This window comes from Streptomyces sp. NBC_01410 (assembly GCF_045040195.1).
Classification (GTDB): domain Bacteria; phylum Actinomycetota; class Actinomycetes; order Streptomycetales; family Streptomycetaceae; genus Streptomyces.
This window is the reverse complement of record NZ_CP109530.1, coordinates 7,580,066-7,598,853: the sequence shown is the minus strand read 5'-3', so window position 1 is coordinate 7,598,853 and position 18,788 is coordinate 7,580,066. Positions and strand designations below refer to the sequence as shown.

At 71.9% G+C, this 18,788-nt stretch carries 16 protein-coding genes; 2 read left to right on the top strand and 14 right to left on the bottom strand.

The genetic code is table 11. The features are described from left to right. Together OG741_RS34735 and OG741_RS34730 are read right to left on the bottom strand one after the other, a co-directional pair. Positions 1-1,848 (bottom strand): HSP90 family protein, encoded by a 1,848-nt coding sequence (locus tag OG741_RS34735; protein WP_405604314.1) that lies wholly within the window; start codon positions 1,846-1,848, stop codon positions 1-3. Between the two features lie 101 nt (positions 1,849-1,949). Next, complete coding sequence (locus OG741_RS34730; protein ID WP_405604312.1) at positions 1,950-2,936, bottom strand: hypothetical protein; 987 nt, start codon at positions 2,934-2,936, stop codon at positions 1,950-1,952. Between the two features lie 250 nt (positions 2,937-3,186). On the opposite strand from OG741_RS34730, the gene OG741_RS34725 reads away from it, so the two are divergent. Next, entirely contained in the window at positions 3,187-5,205 is a 2,019-nt protein-coding gene (locus OG741_RS34725) for a DUF4157 domain-containing protein (RefSeq protein WP_405604310.1), read from the top strand. A gap of 50 nt (positions 5,206-5,255) precedes the next feature. Here OG741_RS34725 and OG741_RS34720 read toward each other — a convergent pair whose 3' ends face one another. The 9 genes from OG741_RS34720 to OG741_RS34680 form a co-directional block, all read right to left on the bottom strand. Then, the gene (locus OG741_RS34720) at positions 5,256-6,800 is read right to left on the bottom strand and encodes a hypothetical protein (RefSeq protein WP_405604308.1); all 1,545 of its coding nucleotides are present in this window, start codon (positions 6,798-6,800) and stop codon (positions 5,256-5,258) included. A 285-nt stretch (positions 6,801-7,085) separates the two neighbouring features. After that, the gene (locus OG741_RS34715; protein WP_405604306.1) at positions 7,086-8,555 is read right to left on the bottom strand and encodes an NADase-type glycan-binding domain-containing protein; all 1,470 of its coding nucleotides are present in this window, start codon (positions 8,553-8,555) and stop codon (positions 7,086-7,088) included. After that, a complete protein-coding gene (locus tag OG741_RS34710) occupies positions 8,552-9,109 on the bottom strand; it encodes a phage tail protein (RefSeq protein WP_405605942.1) in 558 nt (185 codons plus the stop codon). The genes OG741_RS34715 and OG741_RS34710 overlap by 4 nt, the downstream gene beginning before the upstream one ends. Before the next feature lie 2 nt (positions 9,110-9,111). Further along, on the bottom strand, positions 9,112-11,070 hold the full coding sequence (locus OG741_RS34705; RefSeq protein WP_405604304.1) for a putative baseplate assembly protein: 1,959 nt from the start codon (positions 11,068-11,070) through the stop codon (positions 9,112-9,114). Next, the gene (locus OG741_RS34700; RefSeq protein ID WP_405604302.1) at positions 11,070-11,510 is read right to left on the bottom strand and encodes a GPW/gp25 family protein; all 441 of its coding nucleotides are present in this window, start codon (positions 11,508-11,510) and stop codon (positions 11,070-11,072) included. Before OG741_RS34700 ends, OG741_RS34705 begins: the two co-directional genes overlap by 1 nt. A 73-nt stretch (positions 11,511-11,583) precedes the next feature. Continuing rightward, the gene (locus tag OG741_RS34695; protein WP_405604300.1) at positions 11,584-13,488 is read right to left on the bottom strand and encodes a VgrG-related protein; all 1,905 of its coding nucleotides are present in this window, start codon (positions 13,486-13,488) and stop codon (positions 11,584-11,586) included. Beyond that, on the bottom strand, positions 13,488-14,237 hold the full coding sequence (locus OG741_RS34690) for a LysM peptidoglycan-binding domain-containing protein (RefSeq protein WP_405604298.1): 750 nt from the start codon (positions 14,235-14,237) through the stop codon (positions 13,488-13,490). The genes OG741_RS34695 and OG741_RS34690 overlap by 1 nt, the downstream gene beginning before the upstream one ends. Before the next feature lie 13 nt (positions 14,238-14,250). Then, complete coding sequence (locus OG741_RS34685) at positions 14,251-14,676, bottom strand: phage tail protein (RefSeq protein WP_405604296.1); 426 nt, start codon at positions 14,674-14,676, stop codon at positions 14,251-14,253. A gap of 56 nt (positions 14,677-14,732) precedes the next feature. Beyond that, a complete protein-coding gene (locus OG741_RS34680) occupies positions 14,733-14,897 on the bottom strand; it encodes a hypothetical protein (RefSeq protein ID WP_405604294.1) in 165 nt (54 codons plus the stop codon). 979 nt (positions 14,898-15,876) lie between these two features. On the opposite strand from OG741_RS34680, the gene OG741_RS34675 reads away from it, so the two are divergent. Further along, complete coding sequence (locus OG741_RS34675) at positions 15,877-16,041, top strand: hypothetical protein (RefSeq protein ID WP_405604292.1); 165 nt, start codon at positions 15,877-15,879, stop codon at positions 16,039-16,041. 1,599 nt (positions 16,042-17,640) lie between these two features. On the opposite strand, the gene OG741_RS34670 is transcribed toward OG741_RS34675, so the two are convergent. From OG741_RS34670 to OG741_RS34660, 3 genes are read right to left on the bottom strand one after another with little or no spacing between them, the layout of a single operon-like run. Further along, positions 17,641-17,799: a DUF6760 family protein gene (locus OG741_RS34670; RefSeq protein ID WP_405604290.1), complete on the bottom strand. Its 159-nt coding sequence runs from the start codon at positions 17,797-17,799 to the stop codon at positions 17,641-17,643. Beyond that, positions 17,796-18,290: a hypothetical protein gene (locus OG741_RS34665; RefSeq protein ID WP_405604288.1), complete on the bottom strand. Its 495-nt coding sequence runs from the start codon at positions 18,288-18,290 to the stop codon at positions 17,796-17,798. Before OG741_RS34665 ends, OG741_RS34670 begins: the two co-directional genes overlap by 4 nt. Continuing rightward, positions 18,290-18,733: a phage tail protein gene (locus OG741_RS34660; protein WP_405604286.1), complete on the bottom strand. Its 444-nt coding sequence runs from the start codon at positions 18,731-18,733 to the stop codon at positions 18,290-18,292. Before OG741_RS34660 ends, OG741_RS34665 begins: the two co-directional genes overlap by 1 nt. Positions 18,734-18,788 lie beyond the last annotated feature (55 nt).

The window sequence follows — 18,788 nt, the reverse complement described above, 5'->3', positions numbered from 1 at the left end:
TCAGCTGTCCTTGCGCAGGGCGTGGGCGAGAAGGTCGAGGAAGGAGCGGTTGATGAGGCTCGATTCGGAGGGCCTCAGCGGGCGCCGGGACAGCATCGCGGCCTGCCCGTAGAGGGCTTCGGCGCTGGTGCGGGCCAGCTCGGGCTCGTCGATGGCGACGGCGGCGCGGACCAGTGGGTTGAGCTGGTTGAGGATCAACTGGGCCCGCGGTGCCTCTTGCCGCAGGGCGCCGAGGATGTCGCCCCACAGGCCGCCCTCCTGCTCACGGGCGAGCTGGGAGCGGGTGCGCTCGTGCCGGGCCTCGCGGCTGTCCACCAGGAGGGCGGGTGCGGAGGCGGGCTGGAAGGTCCGCAGCGCGACGTCACAGTCGAAGACGGCGAGGGCGTCGCGGGCCAGGGCAAGGTAGGCCGCGGCGGCCAGTTCCGTCTCCCGGTCGACGGGGTCGAGGTGGGCGGTGAGGGTCGCCGGGTCGAGGTCGGCGACGCTGACCTCGGGCCTGATCTCGGGCAGCCGGTGGACCAGCTCGCGGTCGTAGGTGTAGCCGCCGTTGACGACGCCGAGCCCGGCGGCCGAGGCGATCGCCGCGACCTGCCGGAACTCCTCCACGCTGGACGTCACGAGCACGGTGCGGTGGGTGCGCGCGAACTCGTCGAGGGTGCAGTGCCCGTCGGTGGTCTCGAACGGCAGCCAGGGCAGCAGCATCCGCAGGATCTCGTCGTCGTGCACCGCGAGCGACTTCACGGCCAGATGGTGGGCCTGGAGGAAGCGGGCAAGCAGGTCCGGGTCGCTGGCGGCGGCCCGGGCGATCCACGCGCGCAGCCGCTCGGCGAGGGCGTCGCGTACGGCGGCGAGCGTGTCGTCCTCGTAGAGGGACTCACGGGACGCTGTCGGGCGCAGGCTCTCGGCGTCGACGACGCAGCGGACGAAGAAGGCCCACTCGGGCAGGATCTCCTCGGCCTGCTCGGACAACAGCATGCCCTTGACGTGCACGCGGTGGCCGTGACGGCGTCCGGCCGGCACCGTCTCGGGCAGTACGCATGCGATGCCCTTCAGGCCCACGGCCGGCAGGTCCAGCTCGATGGTGTCCAGCGGCGTGAACCCGAAGACCCCCTCGCCGTACGCGGTTAGCGCACGGGATCGGGCTCCCGGCGTGGGGTACGTACGCGCCCAGGGTGCCGGCTCGGGGTTGATGGACGCGCCCGGGCCTCCCGTGCCGTCGTCGAAGGTCAGCGGGTGGCGCAGCAGGGAGCCGAAGTGCCGGGCCAGCACGTGAACCTGCTCCGGGCGGGTCCACTCGCCCGCGTCGGCTCGCGGCGTCAGCGTGACGGTGGTGCCGGGCCGGGGGCGGGCGGAGGCGGGCAGGGTGCGGACGGTGTAACTGCCGTCGCCGCGTCCCCGCCACTCCACGGCGGGGGCGTCGGGAATGCCGGCGGAGCGGCTCAGCACGTGGATCTCGTCCGCGACCAGGAAGCAGGAGAGCAGGCCGATTCCGAACTGGCCGATGAAGTCCCCGCGTTGCTCGGCGACCATCTCGGCGCGCTTGCTGCTGCGGCCGATCGTGGCGAGGAAGGTGTGCACGTCGGCCTCGGTGAGACCGACGCCGTCGTCCTCGACGCGTACCACCGAACCGTCGGCGTACAGGCGGATGCCGAAGGCGTCGACGGGCGCGGCAGGTTCGAGGCCGCGCCGGGCGGTCAGCGCGTCCACCGCGTTCTGCATCAGTTCGCGCAGGTAGACACGAGGGCTGGAGTAGAGGTGGTGGGAGAGGAGGTCGACGAGGCCGCGCAGATCCACCTGGAAGGTGCGGTCGGCGCCGGCCGGGTCGACGGCGGTGTCGGGCAGAGTCATCGGGCAGTCCGGGGTGGGAGGGGCGACGGGTGGCGGGCCGGCAGGTGCTCGGCGCGACGGTGCTGGCCGGGCGGGTGGGTGGGATCGGGGCCGGCGGGTGCTCAGGCGCGGCGGTGGTGGCGGGCAAATTGCTTCTCGGGCTCCGCGCAGTAGGTCCAGGGCCACTTGGTGTAGGCGCCGTCCAGCGTTCGGAAGACGCGCTTGACCGTGTGGCACTCACCGGCCAGCGACAGGGCCATGGCGAAGATGTTGAAGTCGTGCTGCCAGCCCGGGCGCCACTCGTAGGCGGGATGGAGGATGCTGTGGTCGGCGGCGTCCCGCAACTCCTGCTGGATCTCGGGGGTCACGAGGCAGTCGCCGCTGTCCGACTCCACCCAGTCCTCGATGTGCGCCATGGCGATCACGCAGCCGAGCCGGTGCCCCTGCGGGGCGCGAGCGAACGCCTCGCGGGAGAACGCCAGGGCCTGGCCGGGCTCGCCGCCCCAACGGGGCTGCGACTGCGACACCCACTCGATGTGGGTCTCCAGGTCGAGTGGGTCACGGCGCAGGGCGGCGTCGAGCCGGGATTCCTTGATGGCGGGGCTCAGCGACATGCCACGACCGGAGGTGAGGAGGCGGCGCCACGGCGTGACCCATTCCGGCCGCAACGCGGCGGCCTTGAGCAGCTGCTCCTCGGCGATGTGGAGCCGCTCGTGGAAGACCCGCCACTGCTCCTGCGTGACGTTCACGGCACGCGCGGCGGTGCGGGCTTCCCAGCCCCAGCTGATGTGGCGCGTCCCGGATATCAGCAGGGCGGTCGCCCGGTGCTTCTCGTCCTCCTCGACGGCCCGGCCGATCCAGTCCTGCACACCGTCCAAGTCGGCGAGCTCGCCCAGGACCTGGTGGTCGCGGCCGAGATCGAAGGGGGCCAGCGCCGCCTTGACCGCCTCCCAGTCACCCGCGTCGGCCGCCTCCACCAGCGCGACCACCCGCGTGTCCCCGAGCGCGCGCAGCGTGTACATCCCGTTCTTCTGCCTGGGCGGGACGGGAAGGGCGTGCGGAACCGCCGCCGGTCTCTCCGGCCCCCTTCTGAACAGCTTGCCCAACATGCCGCGCCCTCCCCTGATCCCGCGTGATCGTCCGGTGCAGCATAAACGCCTCCACTGACACTGCCTCCACAGGTTTTTCACCGGTGCTTCACGGTGCCGGGCCCGCTCCCCCTCTCGCTGCTGGGCCTCGTACCGCCAAGCACCGGTCGCCGCTTCGCGTTTGCCCGAATTCCTGGCCGAAGGGCCCTCCACCCGGCGGGCACCAGCCCCGACCATGGACTCTTCTTGTCCGGACAGGCCGGGAGGGCTGATGACGGCACAGCGTCCCTCGCACGAGCGTGAGCAGGACCACGGCGGTGTCCCCCCGGCGCGGCGCGCGCTCCCCTCCTCCGACGGTCGACTGCCGGCTCCGGGTCGGCTGGGATCCTCGGATCCGGCGGGCCTGCTCGGCCTGCAGCGGCTCGCCGGGAACGCCGCCGTGGGGCAGGCCGTCCAGCGGGAGCGTACGGCGGACGACGGGGCGGCGGACACGGCCGTTCAGCGGTCGGTGCACAACGTGCTGCGCGGTCCTGGCCGGCCGCTCGACACCTCGACCCGCACCGACATGGAGGCCCGCTTCGGGGCGGACTTCTCCGACGTACGTCTGCACACCGACGGTGCGGCGCGGGAGTCCGCGGCCGAACTCGGCGCCCGCGCATACACCTCCGGCAGCCATGTGGTCATCGGCGAGGGCGGCGCCGACCGGCACACGCTCGCCCACGAGTTGACCCATGTCATCCAGCAGCGCTCGGGCCCGGTCGCGGGCACCGACCGGGGGGATGGGTTGCGCGTCTCCGACCCGGGCGACCGCTTCGAGCGCGAGGCCGAGGAACAGGCCATGCGCGTCCTGGGCAGTGCCCCGTCCGCACCCGCGGGGCACGCACACGCGGAGCACGCGGGACACACGCACGCGGGAGGGCCGGGAGCCGCGGTGCAGCGCATGCCCCGGCGCGCCGCGCCGCTCCCCGCGACCGCGGAGGAGCAGCTGGAACAGCGCGACCAGATCATGGACCTCGTCGCGATGTGGGTCCCTAACGAGGAGTTCGACGAAGACGGGAAGCTCGTACAGGTACCGGAATTCGCCTACGCCGGCCCTCACCAGGGCTATCGGATGGACGCGCTGCGTGTCGACCGCACCGCCTCGCTGCCCAGGGCGTCGGCGACCCGAAGAGGCGGGACCCTTCAGCAGAGCTGGCAGGTCGAGTACCAGACCTCGTTCTTCATCTACCGCGTGGAGCTCGTCAACAGCCCGCGCAGTTCCACACTGATCGACGCCGGGCAGCCCTTCAGCATCGTCAGCATGGCCCCCAAGGGGTCGGGCGGCCGGTCGATGGGACGGACCTTCCGGTTCGGGGACTACTGGGCTGTCAACCCGGCGTACAACGGCGGCATGGACGTCGACGCCCTCGCCGACCTGGCCGTGGAGCGGGAACTGACGGAGGACACCCACATCAGCGCCGCCGACGACGATGTGGTGCTGCTGCCCAGCCACCCCAGTCAGCCGTTCCTCTTCTACACGCGCAACATCGTCGACGAGAACTTCACCCACCAAGACGGAACGGCCAAGTACGACCGCCGCTTCCTGAGCGGGCGCGACTTCGACCTCCTGGCCGCGAGCGCGGCGCGGCGAGGGATGACGCGCTCGCAGGTCAGGGTCTCCAAGCCGCCGACGGTGGACCGGGCGACCGCCGGGCGCGACACCGCACGGGCGATGGGCGGTTTCGCCGCGCACGCGACGATGCCGCAGACCGGCCGCCGCGGCCGCAGCGGGCGGCGGCTTGCCTCGCACGAGTGGTGTCACCTCATAGGCGACGGCGACAACGGACCCACCGAATTCCAGAACCTGGTGGTCGGCACCAACGCGGTCAACACGGAACAGCTGGCCATGGAGACCGCGTTGCGGGACTTCCGGCCGAGCCTGCTCGGGCTCGGCTACGCGATCCGGCTGACGGTCAACGCGATCGTCGAGCCGACGGAGGTCGACTCGCTCGACATACCGGGCGGGCCGTACAACAAGGCGGACTGGATCAGCTTCGAAATCGACGTCGTCGAAACCCCGCGCAGAGGCACCCGCAGCTCCGAAGTGAACAGTGCACGCTCGGTGACCGGAACCGTACACCGGCAGATCATGGATGCGGACCGCGGCACCATCACCGAGTCGGAGTTCACCAGCCTCCACAACCAGGTGCGCGGGAAGTTGGGAACGGCCTACGAACGACTCAAGGCGCAACGGCGGGCGGAGGAGGCGGAGCTGACGCACGCCTCCCCCATGCTCGTCGATTACTACTGAGCCCACCTGCCGGGGCCGGGAAGCCTTCCAAACGACGTGCGGTGCACGCCTTAGGTGGCGGGCGGAGGTGTGGCCAGGCCCAAGTGGTTGCCGTCGTCCTTGAGCCGGTCGCCCTGCGCGGCCAGCATGCGGCGGACGACGGGCTCCGGCATCCGGATCACCACCGGCTGCGCCGGCGTCGTCTCCTTCACCGCCGTGGCGGTCGTGCGGCTCCGGCCCGGGACCTTGACCCTGCTGCTCACAGTGGCCACCACCCTGACGTCCAGCGTGAACTGGACCAGGACCGACTTCATCTTCGGCTTGTGCACCGGCATCGAGCCGGCGGCGTTCGCCGCGGCGTCGGTCATGCCGCCGGAGCCGCCCGTGTTGCCCATCAGCTGGTTGAGGCGGAACTCGTCGGCGTTGAGCACCCCCGCGCCGAACAGCGGGCGGGCGGACCTGCCCCGGTCGGCGGAGCTCTGGCCGTCCTGCTGGGTGGGACGGGCCGCGTCCAGATGGCTCTGGCCGATGGTCTCGAAGGTCATCTTGTCTCCGAGGCCCAGCACCCGCCCGTTGCGCAGCCGCGCGTGCACGGAGGCCTGCATGTCCTGGCCGAAATCCCCGGTGGCGTGCACCGGCGGCAGGTCGGCCCCGGCGGTGGTGAGCAGCGGCAGCGCGGCGATCAACCACTCGGTGGACACCGCCTCGTTCAGGGCATACGCGGCGGACTGGCCCTGGGTGAAGAACCGGTCTTTGCCGCCCGCCTGCTTGACCGCGGAGTCCACCAACCACCTGACCTGCTGGACCCCTTGGAACCCGTTGACCTGCGCCTCCATCGGCAGCCGCACACCGGCCTCCCGCCAGGAGCCGAGCGGGACCCCGTCGCCTTCGCGACGGCCCTGCGTGGCGAGCCGCAGGTCGTCCGCCGGGAGCTGCACCCGGGAGAGCGCCTCCAGATCCTTGCGCAGGATGCGGTGGGTCAGCGTCAGACTGCTCATCTGGACGAGCTCCAACCGGGTGTTGCCCTTGTACAGTTCGAGGCTCGCCCTGAGCGGCATGTGCACCTTGGTCGACTTCGCGGAGCTGTCCGCCACGGTCTTCATGCCGAGTTGGCGGCGGCTCACGGTGCCGTTGCGGCGCGAGCTGCCGGACGCGTAGGTGAGGCCGGCGGCGCCGCCGGCACCTCTGAACTGACCGGACCCGCTCAGAGGTTGGCCCGATCCGGCGAGGATGCCCTCGGCGCCGGTCGCGGAGCCCTTGTCGTGGGAGCCGGCCTGCTGCGCGACGGCCGAGGTGATGTACTCCATGTCCCGCCCGTCGTTCGCGTCGCTCGCGGCCACGCCGTCGGCCACGCGGCTCACCTTGAACAGCGCCCAGTACGGGGTGTTGCGGCCGTCGAACAGCTCAACGGTGACTCCGCCGTCCATGGCGCTGGACAGCAGTCCGGTGGAGCCGTCCCGGTCCAGGATGGTCAGCAGCCGCTGCACGTTGTCATTGCGGTCCTCGAGCTGCTGCCGGGGCAGCAGCTTGTCAGCCAGGGCCCGGTTCCGGCCCTGGCCGAGGCGGGTGCGCAGCTGCTCCAGCAGTGGGACGAAGTTCGGCGGGTTCTCGATCATGCCGAAGCCGAGGGCGCGTTCGCCGGCGAGCTTGGGCGCGGGAGCGGGGCGCGGCGCGGGAGCGGGCGCGGGCTCGGATGCAGTGACTTCTTGCGGGCGGCCTGGTGACGAGGGGCGCCTGGGCCTGCTGAGAGTCGCCGGTCCGGTCGTTCCCCGGCTGTCGCTGAGTCCGCACGGGATCAAGGTAACCAGTGGCGGGACGGACAAGGGTTCACTTTTCAACTCCCGCTATTTCCGCCGCTGTTGATCCATTGGAAAGCCAACTCCGGTACATCGGAGGGCCATCTAGGACCGGCTGGCGTTCGAGGGGCCGAAGAACTCGATCTCGGCGATGGCGACTTGTTTCTCGGAGGAGGCGCCGTAGGCCGAGCGCAGGATGAAGCGCACCGCGGTGACCTCGCCGACCTTGAAGGTACGGCGCTGGCCTCCGGCGCCCTGGTCGAGCGTGAGGTGGCGGGTGGCCTTCTTGCCGTCGGAGGTGGTGATCACCGCCTCGATACGGTGCGGGAGGGCCGACTGGGACAGCTTGTCGGCGCGGGTGGAGACGCCTGGGGTGATGATGACGTCGAGCAGCCGGGTGGGCTGGTTGAAGCGGGCTTCGACCCATTCCCCCGCGCCGGACTGGGTGATCCCCGGGCCCCACCACGTGTTGTTCAGCTTGTCGAACGTGAGTTGAGGCTCGTGCGCCGGGTAGGACCGCGAGGCCGCGACGGTGTCCGGTCCGACCGGGGTGCGTTTGGCGAAGTGATCGCGGACGGCGTTGTAGGCGTTGTCGGCGTAGACGATGCCGGTGATCAGCAGGGCCAGCACCAATGCCCAGAGCACCCAGGTCATGAGGTACCCGAACCCTCGCCGCAGGCGCGGCCGGTCGCCTGCCCAAGGAGCCTCCCGGTTACGGAAGTCCAGCATGCGGCGCCACCAGGGACGGCGCCCCCCGGGGACCGCGACACCGCCGGACAGCGGCATGGCGCACAGGACGCAGAAATGCCGGTCCGGCCGGTTGGGTGTGGCGCACCAGCGGCAGGGCGCACCACCCTCGGAGCCGGGCTCCCGGCCCGGGGTGCGGACCTGCGGGCGGTCCGCGACCGGGCGACCCGGCAGTACGGCCGCCACGGACGGGGCCGCCGGCTCCCGGGGTTCGGGATCGGCGACCGGCACGAGCAGGGACCGGGCCCGTGCGGCCGTGTCGTCCGGGGCGGCAGCGGGGGCCGCACGGGACGCGGAGGGCAGTGGCGCTGTGGCGGTCTCGTCCACGTCGGTCGTGCCCGGCTCGGGCGTGCCCGGCTCGGGCGCACCTTGCCCGACGGACCCGGAGTCGGACCCGGACCCGGACGGGCTCGCGCCATCGGAGTCGCCGCGCGGCCCGGGGGCCTGCCCCGGGACCGGCGAGCGGGCGGCATCCGCTGTGTGGGGCGGGGTTTGCGGCCCGGGCCGAGCCCCGCCCCGGCCTGCGGAAGTCGCACCGCCGTCGACGTGACCGGCAGACGTCGCGCCCGCCGGGTCGCCACCGGCCGGGGAAGCGGGCTGCCCGGACGCCGGCCCGGCCTCCCCGGCTCCCGTACCGGGCCGGTCGCCCGTCCCGCGGGCCGGGGTGGTGCCGGTCGCCCTGCCACGTGCGCCTGCGCGACGGGCCCAGCTCAGCACCGCGCCGCAGGAGTCGCAGAAAAACTGTCCGGGTGCCGCCCGGGTGCCGCACTCGGCGCAGCTCGGGGTCCCGTCCCTCCGGGAACCGCTTGCGGGGGTCTGGCTGGTCATCTCTCGGGGTTCCTTTCCGCGGCGGTCACCTGGACCGTGTAGGGCATATGGGCAGGGCGGGCCGCCGCCACGAGGCTGTCGAGCCGGTGTTCGTCCGCAGGGGTCGGGGCGGGCAGCCGCAGCGCCACGTGCAGCCGCGGGCGGCGTTCGCCGGGGACCGGGCCGAGCGGCCGGGAGTTCCACTCGGCGGCCCCGCTCTCGCTGATCTCCGGTTCCACGCCGAAGGTCAGCCGGATCGCCTCCGCCAGGCCGCGCCGGGTGCCTCGTACCCGGTGCAGATACGCGGCGGCGGAGACGGCCGCGCGCAGCCGGTCCTCCGGTTCCGTGCCGTCGGTCTCGGCGCCGACCCAGCCGCCGAGCCAGCGGGTGAAATCCACCGGGGCCAGCGCCGGAGTGAAGTAGGAGTCCAGGCAGTCCAGGACGTTCAGGATCGGAGCGACAACTTCGTCAAGACCGGCGACGAAGTGCTGCGCCAGATAGTCGTCGGCGAAGACCGCGGGCAGCATCTCGCCGAGGGGCGCGGAGGACTTCAGCCCGTCGATGGATCCCCTCATGCTCATGCGTCGTCTCCGATCACACGCACCCGGTGGTCGAAGGAGAACACCAGCGCGGGCGGTTCGAGGTCGATACGGTCCGTGGCCTCGCCGCGTTTGCCGGTCAGCGGGTCCGCCGGGTGCAGCCGGACCTCGTCGACCAGCTCCACGCCGGCCACGCGCTGCAGCACCGCGAAGATCTCGCCCGCCTGGACCCGGCGGCCGAAGGGCCAGCCCGTACCGTCGGCGCCGCCGGTCAGCGGGTCGAGGTGGCGATAGAGGGCGTCGTGCGCCTGCTGCCGCACCCGGTCGGCATCCACACCGCGGAAGGCGTGCACGGTGGCGACGACGGTTACGCCCTGGTAGAAGGGCGGGCCCACCGCCAGCCGCGTCCCGATGAGTCTCCGGTCGTCGAGATGGCGGGTGATGCGCCGCAACAGGGCGTCACCGGGGACCAGTTGCTCGAAACGCAGTCGCCCGCCGGGGTCGGGTACCGCCTGTGGGACCACCAGCACCCGTACCGCGTACGCCCCGTGTTCGCTCTCCTCGCCCTCCAGGCAGGCGATCCGGGCCGTCTCCGGGGCGGCGCGGCGCGCCAGCTCTTCGTAGTCGCGCAGGGTCACCGCACGCTCCTGGGCTCGTAGCGTGATCGGCGCCCGCGCCTTCGCCTCCTCGACCGTCTCGCCGTCGACCCCGCCGCGGGCCGCCTCCCGGTTGACGACCTCGGAGACGTACGGGACAGAGTTGCGCAGCACCTGCACCGCACCGCGGGCCACGTTCCCGGCGCGGCCGCCGCCGATGCGGTAGCCGCGTGCCCGGATGACCGCGCCCTGCCCGGGTACCACCCCGTACTGCCGCAGGGTGCCGTCCGGCTCCCGCACCGCCGGGCCGAAGGCGATCTCCCCGGTCGTGGCGTCGAGCGTGACATGCCTGTCGCGCGGGCCGGAGGCGGCGAAGTGGGGCACGACGTCCCAGTCCCGCCAGCCGTCGTCGTCGGCGGTCTGGAGCAGCACCGGCGGGTTGTCGCCCACCACGGGCGCGTGTGCCAGCCGCAGCCGCTGGCCGGGCAGGCCGGTGGACTCGCCGAGGGTCTCGTCGTACACGGTCTCGGCGTGCACGACCCCGGTGGTGCCGCCGATGGTGAATGCCTCGGCGGACCGCACGGTCGGCGACGTGGTGTAGAAGGGCTGGCCGGGCAGTGGTTCGGTGACCCGGCAGCGCAGCCAGCCGGCCTCCCGCCCGCCGGTGCGGGACAGCGCATGCCCGCCGGGGACGTGCAACACGGCCTCGCCCGGCCGGTTGAGGCCGCCGGTGCCGTCCCGGTCGACCTCGCAGGCGGCCCAGCCGTCCTCGGTCCACGCCTCCCACACCAGCGGCGGCTGCCGCGGATCCACACCGACACCGTCGACCCGGCTGTCCAGACCCAGCGCCACCGCGCAGTGCGGCACGGCGGCGCTCAGCCCGAGCAGCATGCAGTCGCCGGGCCGCGGGGCCTCGGCGAAGCACATCACGTCCTTTGCCTCGCCGAGGTCGGCGGTCATGTCGGCGACGGCTTCGCCCTGGCGCTGCACCATCACATGGAACAACTCGCTGGGTACGACGGTCAGTTCGCGCTCGGTGGCGAAGACGACCGCCTCCTCGCTCTCCGTACGCGGGGTGGCGACCTCGGTGCCGACAGGCAGCAGCACCGGCTCCTCCTGCGGCGCGGAGAGCCAGAACGTGACATCGGTACGGGCGGCCGACGGCGGGAACAGCTTGATGCCGACCAGGTCGAGAAAGGCCAGGTGGTTCTTCTCCGGCACCCGGTTCAGCCGGTAGACGATCTGGTCGGCCATGTGCGCGACCGTCTCCACGAGGGTGACGCCCGGGTCGGAGACGTTGTGGTCGGTCCACTCGGGGGCGCGCTGCTGGATATAGCGCTTGGCGTCGTCGACGAACTGCTGGAAGCGGCGGTCGTCGAGGTTCGGGGAGGGCAGTGCCATCAGCGTTCGCTTTCCAGAGAGGTGCCCGAGTCGCCGTCGCCGGGCTCGTCGTGGGACGGGATGACGTAGAAGGGGAAGACCAGGCTGCGCGGGTTGTTGGTGCCGCGGATCCCATAGCGGACGTCGATGAAGAGGACGCCCTGGTCCCCGCCCGCGGTCACCTCGACGTCATTCACCTCGATCCGGGGCTCCCAGCGGTCGAGACTGACGTAGACCTCGTGCTGGATGCGGCCCGCGGTGGCCTCGTTGACCGGTGCGAACACCAAATCGTGGATGGCGCAGCCGAATTCGGGCCGCATCGGCCGCTCGCCCGGCGCGGTGGCCAGCACCAGCCGGATGGCCTCCTCGATCTCCCGCTCCCCGCTGACCAGGGCGATGCCTCCGGTCGGTCCGATGCGCAGGGGGAACGCCCAGCCGGACCCGACGAACTGCTCGGCCATCAGCAGACCACCCGCCTTCTCCTTCTCCTGACGAACTTCAAGGACTTCAAGGACTTCAAGGACTTCCCGGCCATCACGGGATCGGGTACGGCTTGCTGTTGACCAGCACCGCGCCCTGCAGCATGAGGGTGGCGGCCCGAATGCCCACGTTCGCCGCGGCGTTGACCTGGACGGTCCCGGCCGCGGTGATCGTCGCCGCGCCCGCGGCCTTCAGGCTGAGGGCGCCCAGCGCGTCCACGTTGACCGCCCCGCCGAGGGACTTGAGGTTGACCAGTCCCCTGCCCTGGATGTCGAGGGGCCCGCCACTCTTGATGGTCAGGGACCGGCGCGCGCTCAGCGTGAGGTCCAGGCCCGCTTCCACCGACACCGACCGGCTGCCCTTGATGGTGACGGACCCCTTGCTGTCCACCGTGATCTCGGTCATGGTGCGGTCGAGGTTGATGGTGAGCCGGTCGTCACCGGTGGCGATGCGCACGCCTTGTCTGCGGGCTCCGGTCGTCTGGCTGAGCAGGTCCATCCGGTTGCCGTCCCGGTCGGACAGCGTGTGCCGGATCGCCTTCTTCCGCAGCCCGTCGTGCAGCGGCACATCCCTGACCGGGGTCGGAACGTCCCGGCCGTTGTAGAGGCCGCCGATGACGAACGGATGGTCCAGGGCTCCGCGGTCGAAGGCCACCAGCACCTCGTCGCCGACGTCCAGGGGGAAGATCCCGCCCCCTGCCCTGCCGCCCATCTGCACGGTACGGGTCCAGTCGCTGACGTACACGTCGTCCAGCCACGGGAACCGCAGCTTCACCCGGCCCTGTTTCAGCGGGTCCTGTACGTCGGTGACCAGGGCGTTGGCCACACTCGGCAGCCTCGGCGCGGCTGCGCCGCCGGCACTGGAGGCGAGCCCGTAGAGGGAACGCCACTGCCGGCCGCTGACGGTCACCCAGGTCTGGTAGTGGCTGTCGTCGCCGAAGACGTGCCGTACGGAGGTGACCGTGTACTTGCCCTCGAACGGGGTGCCCACATCCCGGAGCGTGACCGGCACACCGGGGCGCAGCTTCGGATTGCCGCGCACCGTGACCTCCAGCTCTGCGAAGGAGGAGGTGATGTCGTCGGCGAGCGACTCGGCGGCGTGCTTGACCTCGGACTGACGGTCGTACGGAGTCTCGGTCTCCACCAGCTTCCCGGCCTTGAACGCCGAGGCCGCCTCCCGGGGGGTGGTGCCGATGGCGACGCCCGGAGTGCTGGTCGCGGTCGCCGTCGCCGCGAGCGCCTTCTTCGTCGTGACGTCCCAGCCGCGCGCCTCGACCTTGCCGATCTGGTCCGCGGAGGTGACCGCGGCCCGGCAGCGCAGCACGTCCTGGCCGGCGTGCAGCACGAACGGACTCTTCTCGCCGTCGGTGCTCGTCGGCGGCGCGCCGGACGCGGGGACCGGCCGGACGAACTGGAACTTGCCCTTGGAGTCCAGCGACATCACCATCGCGTTCTCGTCGGCGAGCCGCGAGAGAAAGTCCCAGTCGGTGACGTTCGACTGGCTGATGAACTCGTAGACAGTCTTGGTGGCCTGGACCTTGCCGATCGGAATGCCGCTCTGCCCGGCCAGCTTGCGGGCGATGTCGGCGGCGGTCTGGTTGCGGTACGCGGCGACCCTGCGCTGCCGCATCAGCCGGTGCCCCAGGTCGTATCCGCGTATCACGGTGAACGTGCCGGTGCCGTCATAGTCGGTCTCCATGCCGGTCACCTCGCCGGTGAGCAGCGGCGACTCCGCGCCCTTGCTGCCCGAGACGGGCGCCACAACCACCTTGACGCCGAACTTCACCTTCAGCAGGCCGAGAAGCAGTCCGTGCGGGTCGCGGAAGGTGAGCCGGAACGCGCCGGGCACTCCGGCCCCGAGGTCGACCCAGGCGCCGACGAGATCGTCGGCGACGTGGTCCGGGAGCTTGCCGCCGCCGATCGTCACATGAACGACGTTGGAGAAGGACGCCTGCACCATCAGTGAACACTCACTTCTTCGGCCGCCGGAAGCACCACTTCCGTGCCGGTCCGCAGCCGGGACGGGTCGTCAATGCCGTTGGCCTCGGCGATCGCCCGCCAGACGTTCGCGTCGCCGTACTCCCGCCATGCCAGCGACTGCAGCGTGTCGCCCGCGACGACGCGGTGCACGCGCTGCGCGGTGAGCGCGCCGGAGGTCGGGTTCTGTCCCTTGGTCTTGCTGGGGATCTCGTGCAGCCGCACCTGGCAGGTGGCCCGGACCGGGATGCCTGTCGTGCTGAACAGTGAGTAGGTGGCGTCCACGGAGGAGACGTACGCCGTGAAGCGCGCCGTCGAGAAGGACCCCCACTGGAAGACCACCCAGGGGGTGGAGGGCTGCTTGGCGGCGATGCTCTTCGTGGTCACCTCACAGCAGGAGAAGAGGGCCTCCACCTGCTTCAGTACCGAGTTGCTGCCCGGCTCGCCGGAGGCATCCAGGAAGATCTCCACCGTCAGCTCCCGGGGCTCGGGCCCCATGAACTCCGGGACGGCCCCGTCGCGCACCGCGGCAGTCGGGGTCGTCTTCCACTGCGCGCGCCGGCTGAGCGCGAGTTGGGACGGATTGAACTCGAAGGTGAAGTTCTTGATCAGCCCGCCCGGCGTGGTGCTCTGGCCGATCGGCGGCTCATGAATGGCCAACGAGGCGCGCACCAGGCTCTTGCCCGCGCCGCCCTTGCCACCGCCACTCCCCCGTCCTGACTTGCCTGCCATGTGCTGCCGCCCCTCAGTCCGTGAACCCGTGGTGCGTGATCTCCAGGACCTCCGTCGCCACTCCCGGGCTGGCCGGGTCGAGGGAGGGCCCCTTCCAACTGACCGGCAGTACGTCGATCAGCCCCCAGCGGGCCACCTCGGAGCCGTCCGCGCGCAGCGCGGCGATCTGGGCGGTGGGCCGGGTGACGCCCGTGGTCACGGAGGAGATCCAGGCCGCGACGTTGGCGGTGTCCGGGGTCAGGGGCCGGGTCAGCCGGATGGTGGAGAAGGTCACCCGGGACGGGAGCTGCCAGACGAACCCGTTGTTGCCGCCCTCGTGGCGCTGCTCGATTTCCACCGTGGAGGAGAGTCCCTCACACCCGTTGAAGTAGCCGAGGCTTTCGCCGTCGATGGTGAGGGTGAAGAAGACGGTGGATCCCGGGTCGAGATCGCGGGGCATCGGGTGAGCCTTTCTGGGACGGTGCCGGGTCGGTCGAGCTGCGGCGCGCGTGGGGGTCAGCGGCGTGGGTCGCGGAGCTTTCCGATGCGCTCACGGTCGAGCCGGAGTTCGGTACGGAGCTGCCGTGTGATCCGGCTGATGAGCCGGTGTGTCAGCTCGTCGAGCTGGAATTCGGTCAGGGAGCGGGGGTTGAACGCAGCGTCGGGGACGGGGGTGTGCATGGGTGCGGGCGGTTGGGCGTGCGCTCTGTGTGCCGTGTGCGCCGTGGTTGTCGTAGGTGTCTTGTGTGTCGTGGGTTCCGGAGCGCGCTGGATCGTGCGGGGAGCTGGGGGCGGTGCCGGGGGTGTGTGAGGAACGGGCGGAAGGAGAGGGGTTGCCGGGAATCGCTGCACCGGCATGGCTGGTGCGGCGACAGGCTGCGCCGTCTGCGTTGTGGTGGGCAGCGGGGAGCGCTGTACGGCGGCGACGACGTGGCCACCAGTGCCGGTCGTCCTGGCGTGCGGCGGCACCACGAGCTGTGCCACGGGAGTGCCCCCGGCAGGGATGGCCGGGGCGCCGGGTACCGCCTGGGGCCGGACGGCGGCGACTCCCCGCGGCCGGGGCGTGCCGAGCCCAGGCGGCCGCGCCGGGGTGGCGCCGCTCCCCGATGACGGGTTCGGGCCGGCGAGACGCTGGACGGCGAGCGGCGGTGAGGGCGGAACGGCGCCGCCGGGAGTGCCTGTGCGGGGCGGGCGGGGAACCGCAAGGGAGCTTCTGGCGGTCATCCGCTGGACGGCAGGAGCAGCAGGAGCGGTAGGAGCAGGGTCACCACGGCCCGGCACCGCGGCGGACCCTCCCGCCGGTGCCGGGGCACGATGCAGGGGCGGTACGGGCGGCGCTGTAGACGGCGAGGAAGAAGTCAGCGCACGTGCGGGAGCAAGCGCGCGCACGGGAAGAGACGCGGCGTGGGGTACCCGGGCTCGGGCCGCGCTCGCACCGGCACTCCTCGTCCGGTCGCCCGGACCCGGTGCGTCCGAAGCGCGCGGGGCGGGAAGCACGGCGGCACGCTGAACGGCCTGACCCGGCACGGGGAGCGGCCCCGGTGTCGGAGCCGGCGTTCCAGCGCCGCCACCGCTGTCCGCGCCGGCCTCTGACGTTCGCTTCGACGTCCTCACCGCACGTTGTACGGCACCGGTTCCACCACCATGAACGGTGCCGCCCGTGAGCGGCCTGGCGTTCGCCGGTGTCGCCGACAGGGGCGCGCCAAGCAGCGGCCGCCTGCGCGTCCGGGCCCCGGAGGCGGCCGAGGCCTGGGCGGGGGCCGGGCCGGCGGACACCGGCGTGCCCGGGTACGTCTGCCGTGCGCTGTCGAGAGTGCTCCGCTGAACGGGAGCCGCCTCACCGGCTGACGGTGTGCTCCGGGGCACGGATGCGTCGGCAGACCGGACAGGGGGCGATGCCGGAGCTGCGGGCGCGGCCGTGGCCGGGCCGGCTATCGGTGTGCCGAGTCCCGTACGCCGTGCCCTGTCGGGAGTGCTCCGCTGAACGGAAGTCGCCCTACCGGTCGATGACGTGTTCCGGGCCGGGGATACGTCGCCGGTCGGCGCCGGGCTCTGTCCACCGGACGGCTCCCGGCCCGGACCGGAGGTCGGCCCGGGTGTCGGGGCCGGGCCGGTGGACACGGGCATGCCCGGTCCCGGCTGCCGCGCCCCGGCGGCTGCACTCCGCTGAATCGGGGCCGGTTGACCGGCCGTTGGCGTACTCGGGGACGCGGATACGCCGCCAGCCGGTGCCGGGCGCGGGCCACCGGAAGAGGGCGCCGGGGCTACGGGCACACCCGAACCCGACCGCCGCACACCATCGGCAGCACTCCGCTGAACCGGCGCCGCCTGACCGGCCGTTGGCGTACTCGGAGACGCGGACACGTCGCCAGCCGCAGCCGAGCTCGGGCCACCGGAAGACTCCCCGTCCGGACGCGAGGTCGGCTTGGGCGTCGGGGCTACGGGCACACCCGAACCCGACCGCCGCACACCATCGGCAGCACTCCGCTGAAGCGGGGCCGCCTGACCGGCCGTTGGCGTACTCGGAGACGCGGACACGTCGCCAGCCGCAGCCGAGCTCCGGCCACCGGAAGACTCCCCGTCCGGACGCGAGGTCGGCTTGGGCGCGGGAGCTACGGGCACACCCGAACCCGACCGCCGCACACCGTCAGCAGCACTCCGCTGAACCGGCGCCACCCCACCAGCCGACGACGCACCCGAAGACACGGACACGCCGCCAGCTGCAGCCGCGCCCGGACCCGGGCCCGGGCGCGGGCCGCCGGAAGACTCCCCGCCCGGACCCGAGGCCGGAGAACCGAGATCGCCGGAAGCCGGAGCCGAACCGGCGGAAGCTGCCGCCGCACCGCCCGGAGCCACCTCTCGCGCCACCGGCAGCGCCCGCCGCTGCACCGCGGGCGCGCGCTGGGATCTGGTCAGTGAGGTCGGCCGAGGGGGCGATGGCCTCACCGGCCTCACTCCGACCCCCGCCGAGCGGGATGCCGAGTCCGGAAGGGACGCCCGCTGCACCGGCAGAGCGTCGGCGGCCCCGTCGCCGGTCGCGCCGTAACCCACGACGGGCAGGGTGAGTGACGGCAGTTCAAGTCCGGAGCTGGGTTCCGCCGACGCGGTCAGCACCCCCTTGACCAGGCCGCCCGGCGCAGTGTTGAGCACGGCGTGGGACAAGGTCTCGCGGAAGGACGGGTCCTGCCATGTGGTCAGGCGACCACCGAACCCCGCGTCCGCGACCGGCCCGGCCGCGCCGGCGGTCACGCGCTGAATCGGCGGCAGCGCGGACCACCCGGCCGACCGGACCGAACCGGACGCCGGTAGGACCGCCCCGGCACCCGGTTCGGCAGCCGGCTCCGCATCCGGCTCCGCGGCAGCCGCCCGCTGCCGCCGGCCACCCGTCGAACCACCCATCAGCCTGCCAAGAAGTCCCACGCCGTCACCCCTCCGCCGAGGCACGGGTGACGAGGCCGGCGATCTGCTCCGTGTACCGGCGGCGGTCACGGTGTTCGATGTCCAGGATCTCCTCCAGGCTCCAGTGGAAGTGGTAGGCGATGTACGCGATCTCCTCGTGCAGGCGGTCGGTCGCGTACGTCACGATTCCCCCAGGCGGCTCCCGCCGAGTTCGACCTCGAACGGCTGCTCGCAGTGGGGGCAGGTGACGCCCGCCCGGGTGTGCCCCTCGGCGTTGATCTGCCGGTAGAAGTCCTGCAGGAACGCGACGTCGGAGGCGAACATGTTCTCCACCACCCCGTCGTGCACCATCGGCAGCGTGCCCAGCCGGGTGATCACCCGGCCGAGCAGCACCACCGACAGATAGGCCGGGTTCTCCTGCACTCGCATGTCCCGCAGCGGAATCAGCTCGTCCCGGCCGGTCGCGAGCCGCATGGTTCCGTCCCGGTGCACGGCTCCGGATTCGTCGACGTATCCGCGCGGCAGCTCGAAGTTGAACTCCGTACGCAGCGCCTGGGCCGCCGGGGCGGCAGCCGGAGCACCGAGCTGCTGCCCCGGCGGCGCCACGGCCTCCGCCGAGGCGTTGGCGACGGGGCCCGCGGCCACCGCGCCCGCTCTGGGACCCGCACGCCGCATTATTCGATGACCAGTTCTTCGAACGTGATGGTCACGGTCTCGGTGAGCGCGGCCGCCTCGCCGGCCTTCACCGTGCTGGTGTCGATCTTGCTGCACCAGGCATTGCGCATGTTGTAACGCTTGACCGGGTTGTCCTGATAGTCCATCACCATGATGGTGGCGTTCTTCCGGGCCGTGCCCATGTTGCCGGCGACCGACTCGCTGATCCACTGATTGAAGGCAGCCGACTGCGTCATACCGCGGACGACGGTGCACGTGCCGGCCTTCTTCACGCCGGGGAGCTTCTTCGTCACCGACTTGCCCTGCGAGGAGACCTGCTGGTACTCGATGACGTCCTGTTCGAGGCTGAGGCCGCTGACCTCGGCGAGGTACTCGACCATCACGCCGTCGATCTGGAGCCCGAAATTATGTGAGGTGAGGGCGTCACCCGGCTGGAGACTCATCTGTGCTCTGTCCTTCTATGAGGTCTTGACTGTGTACGGGGGAGAGGACTGGGGG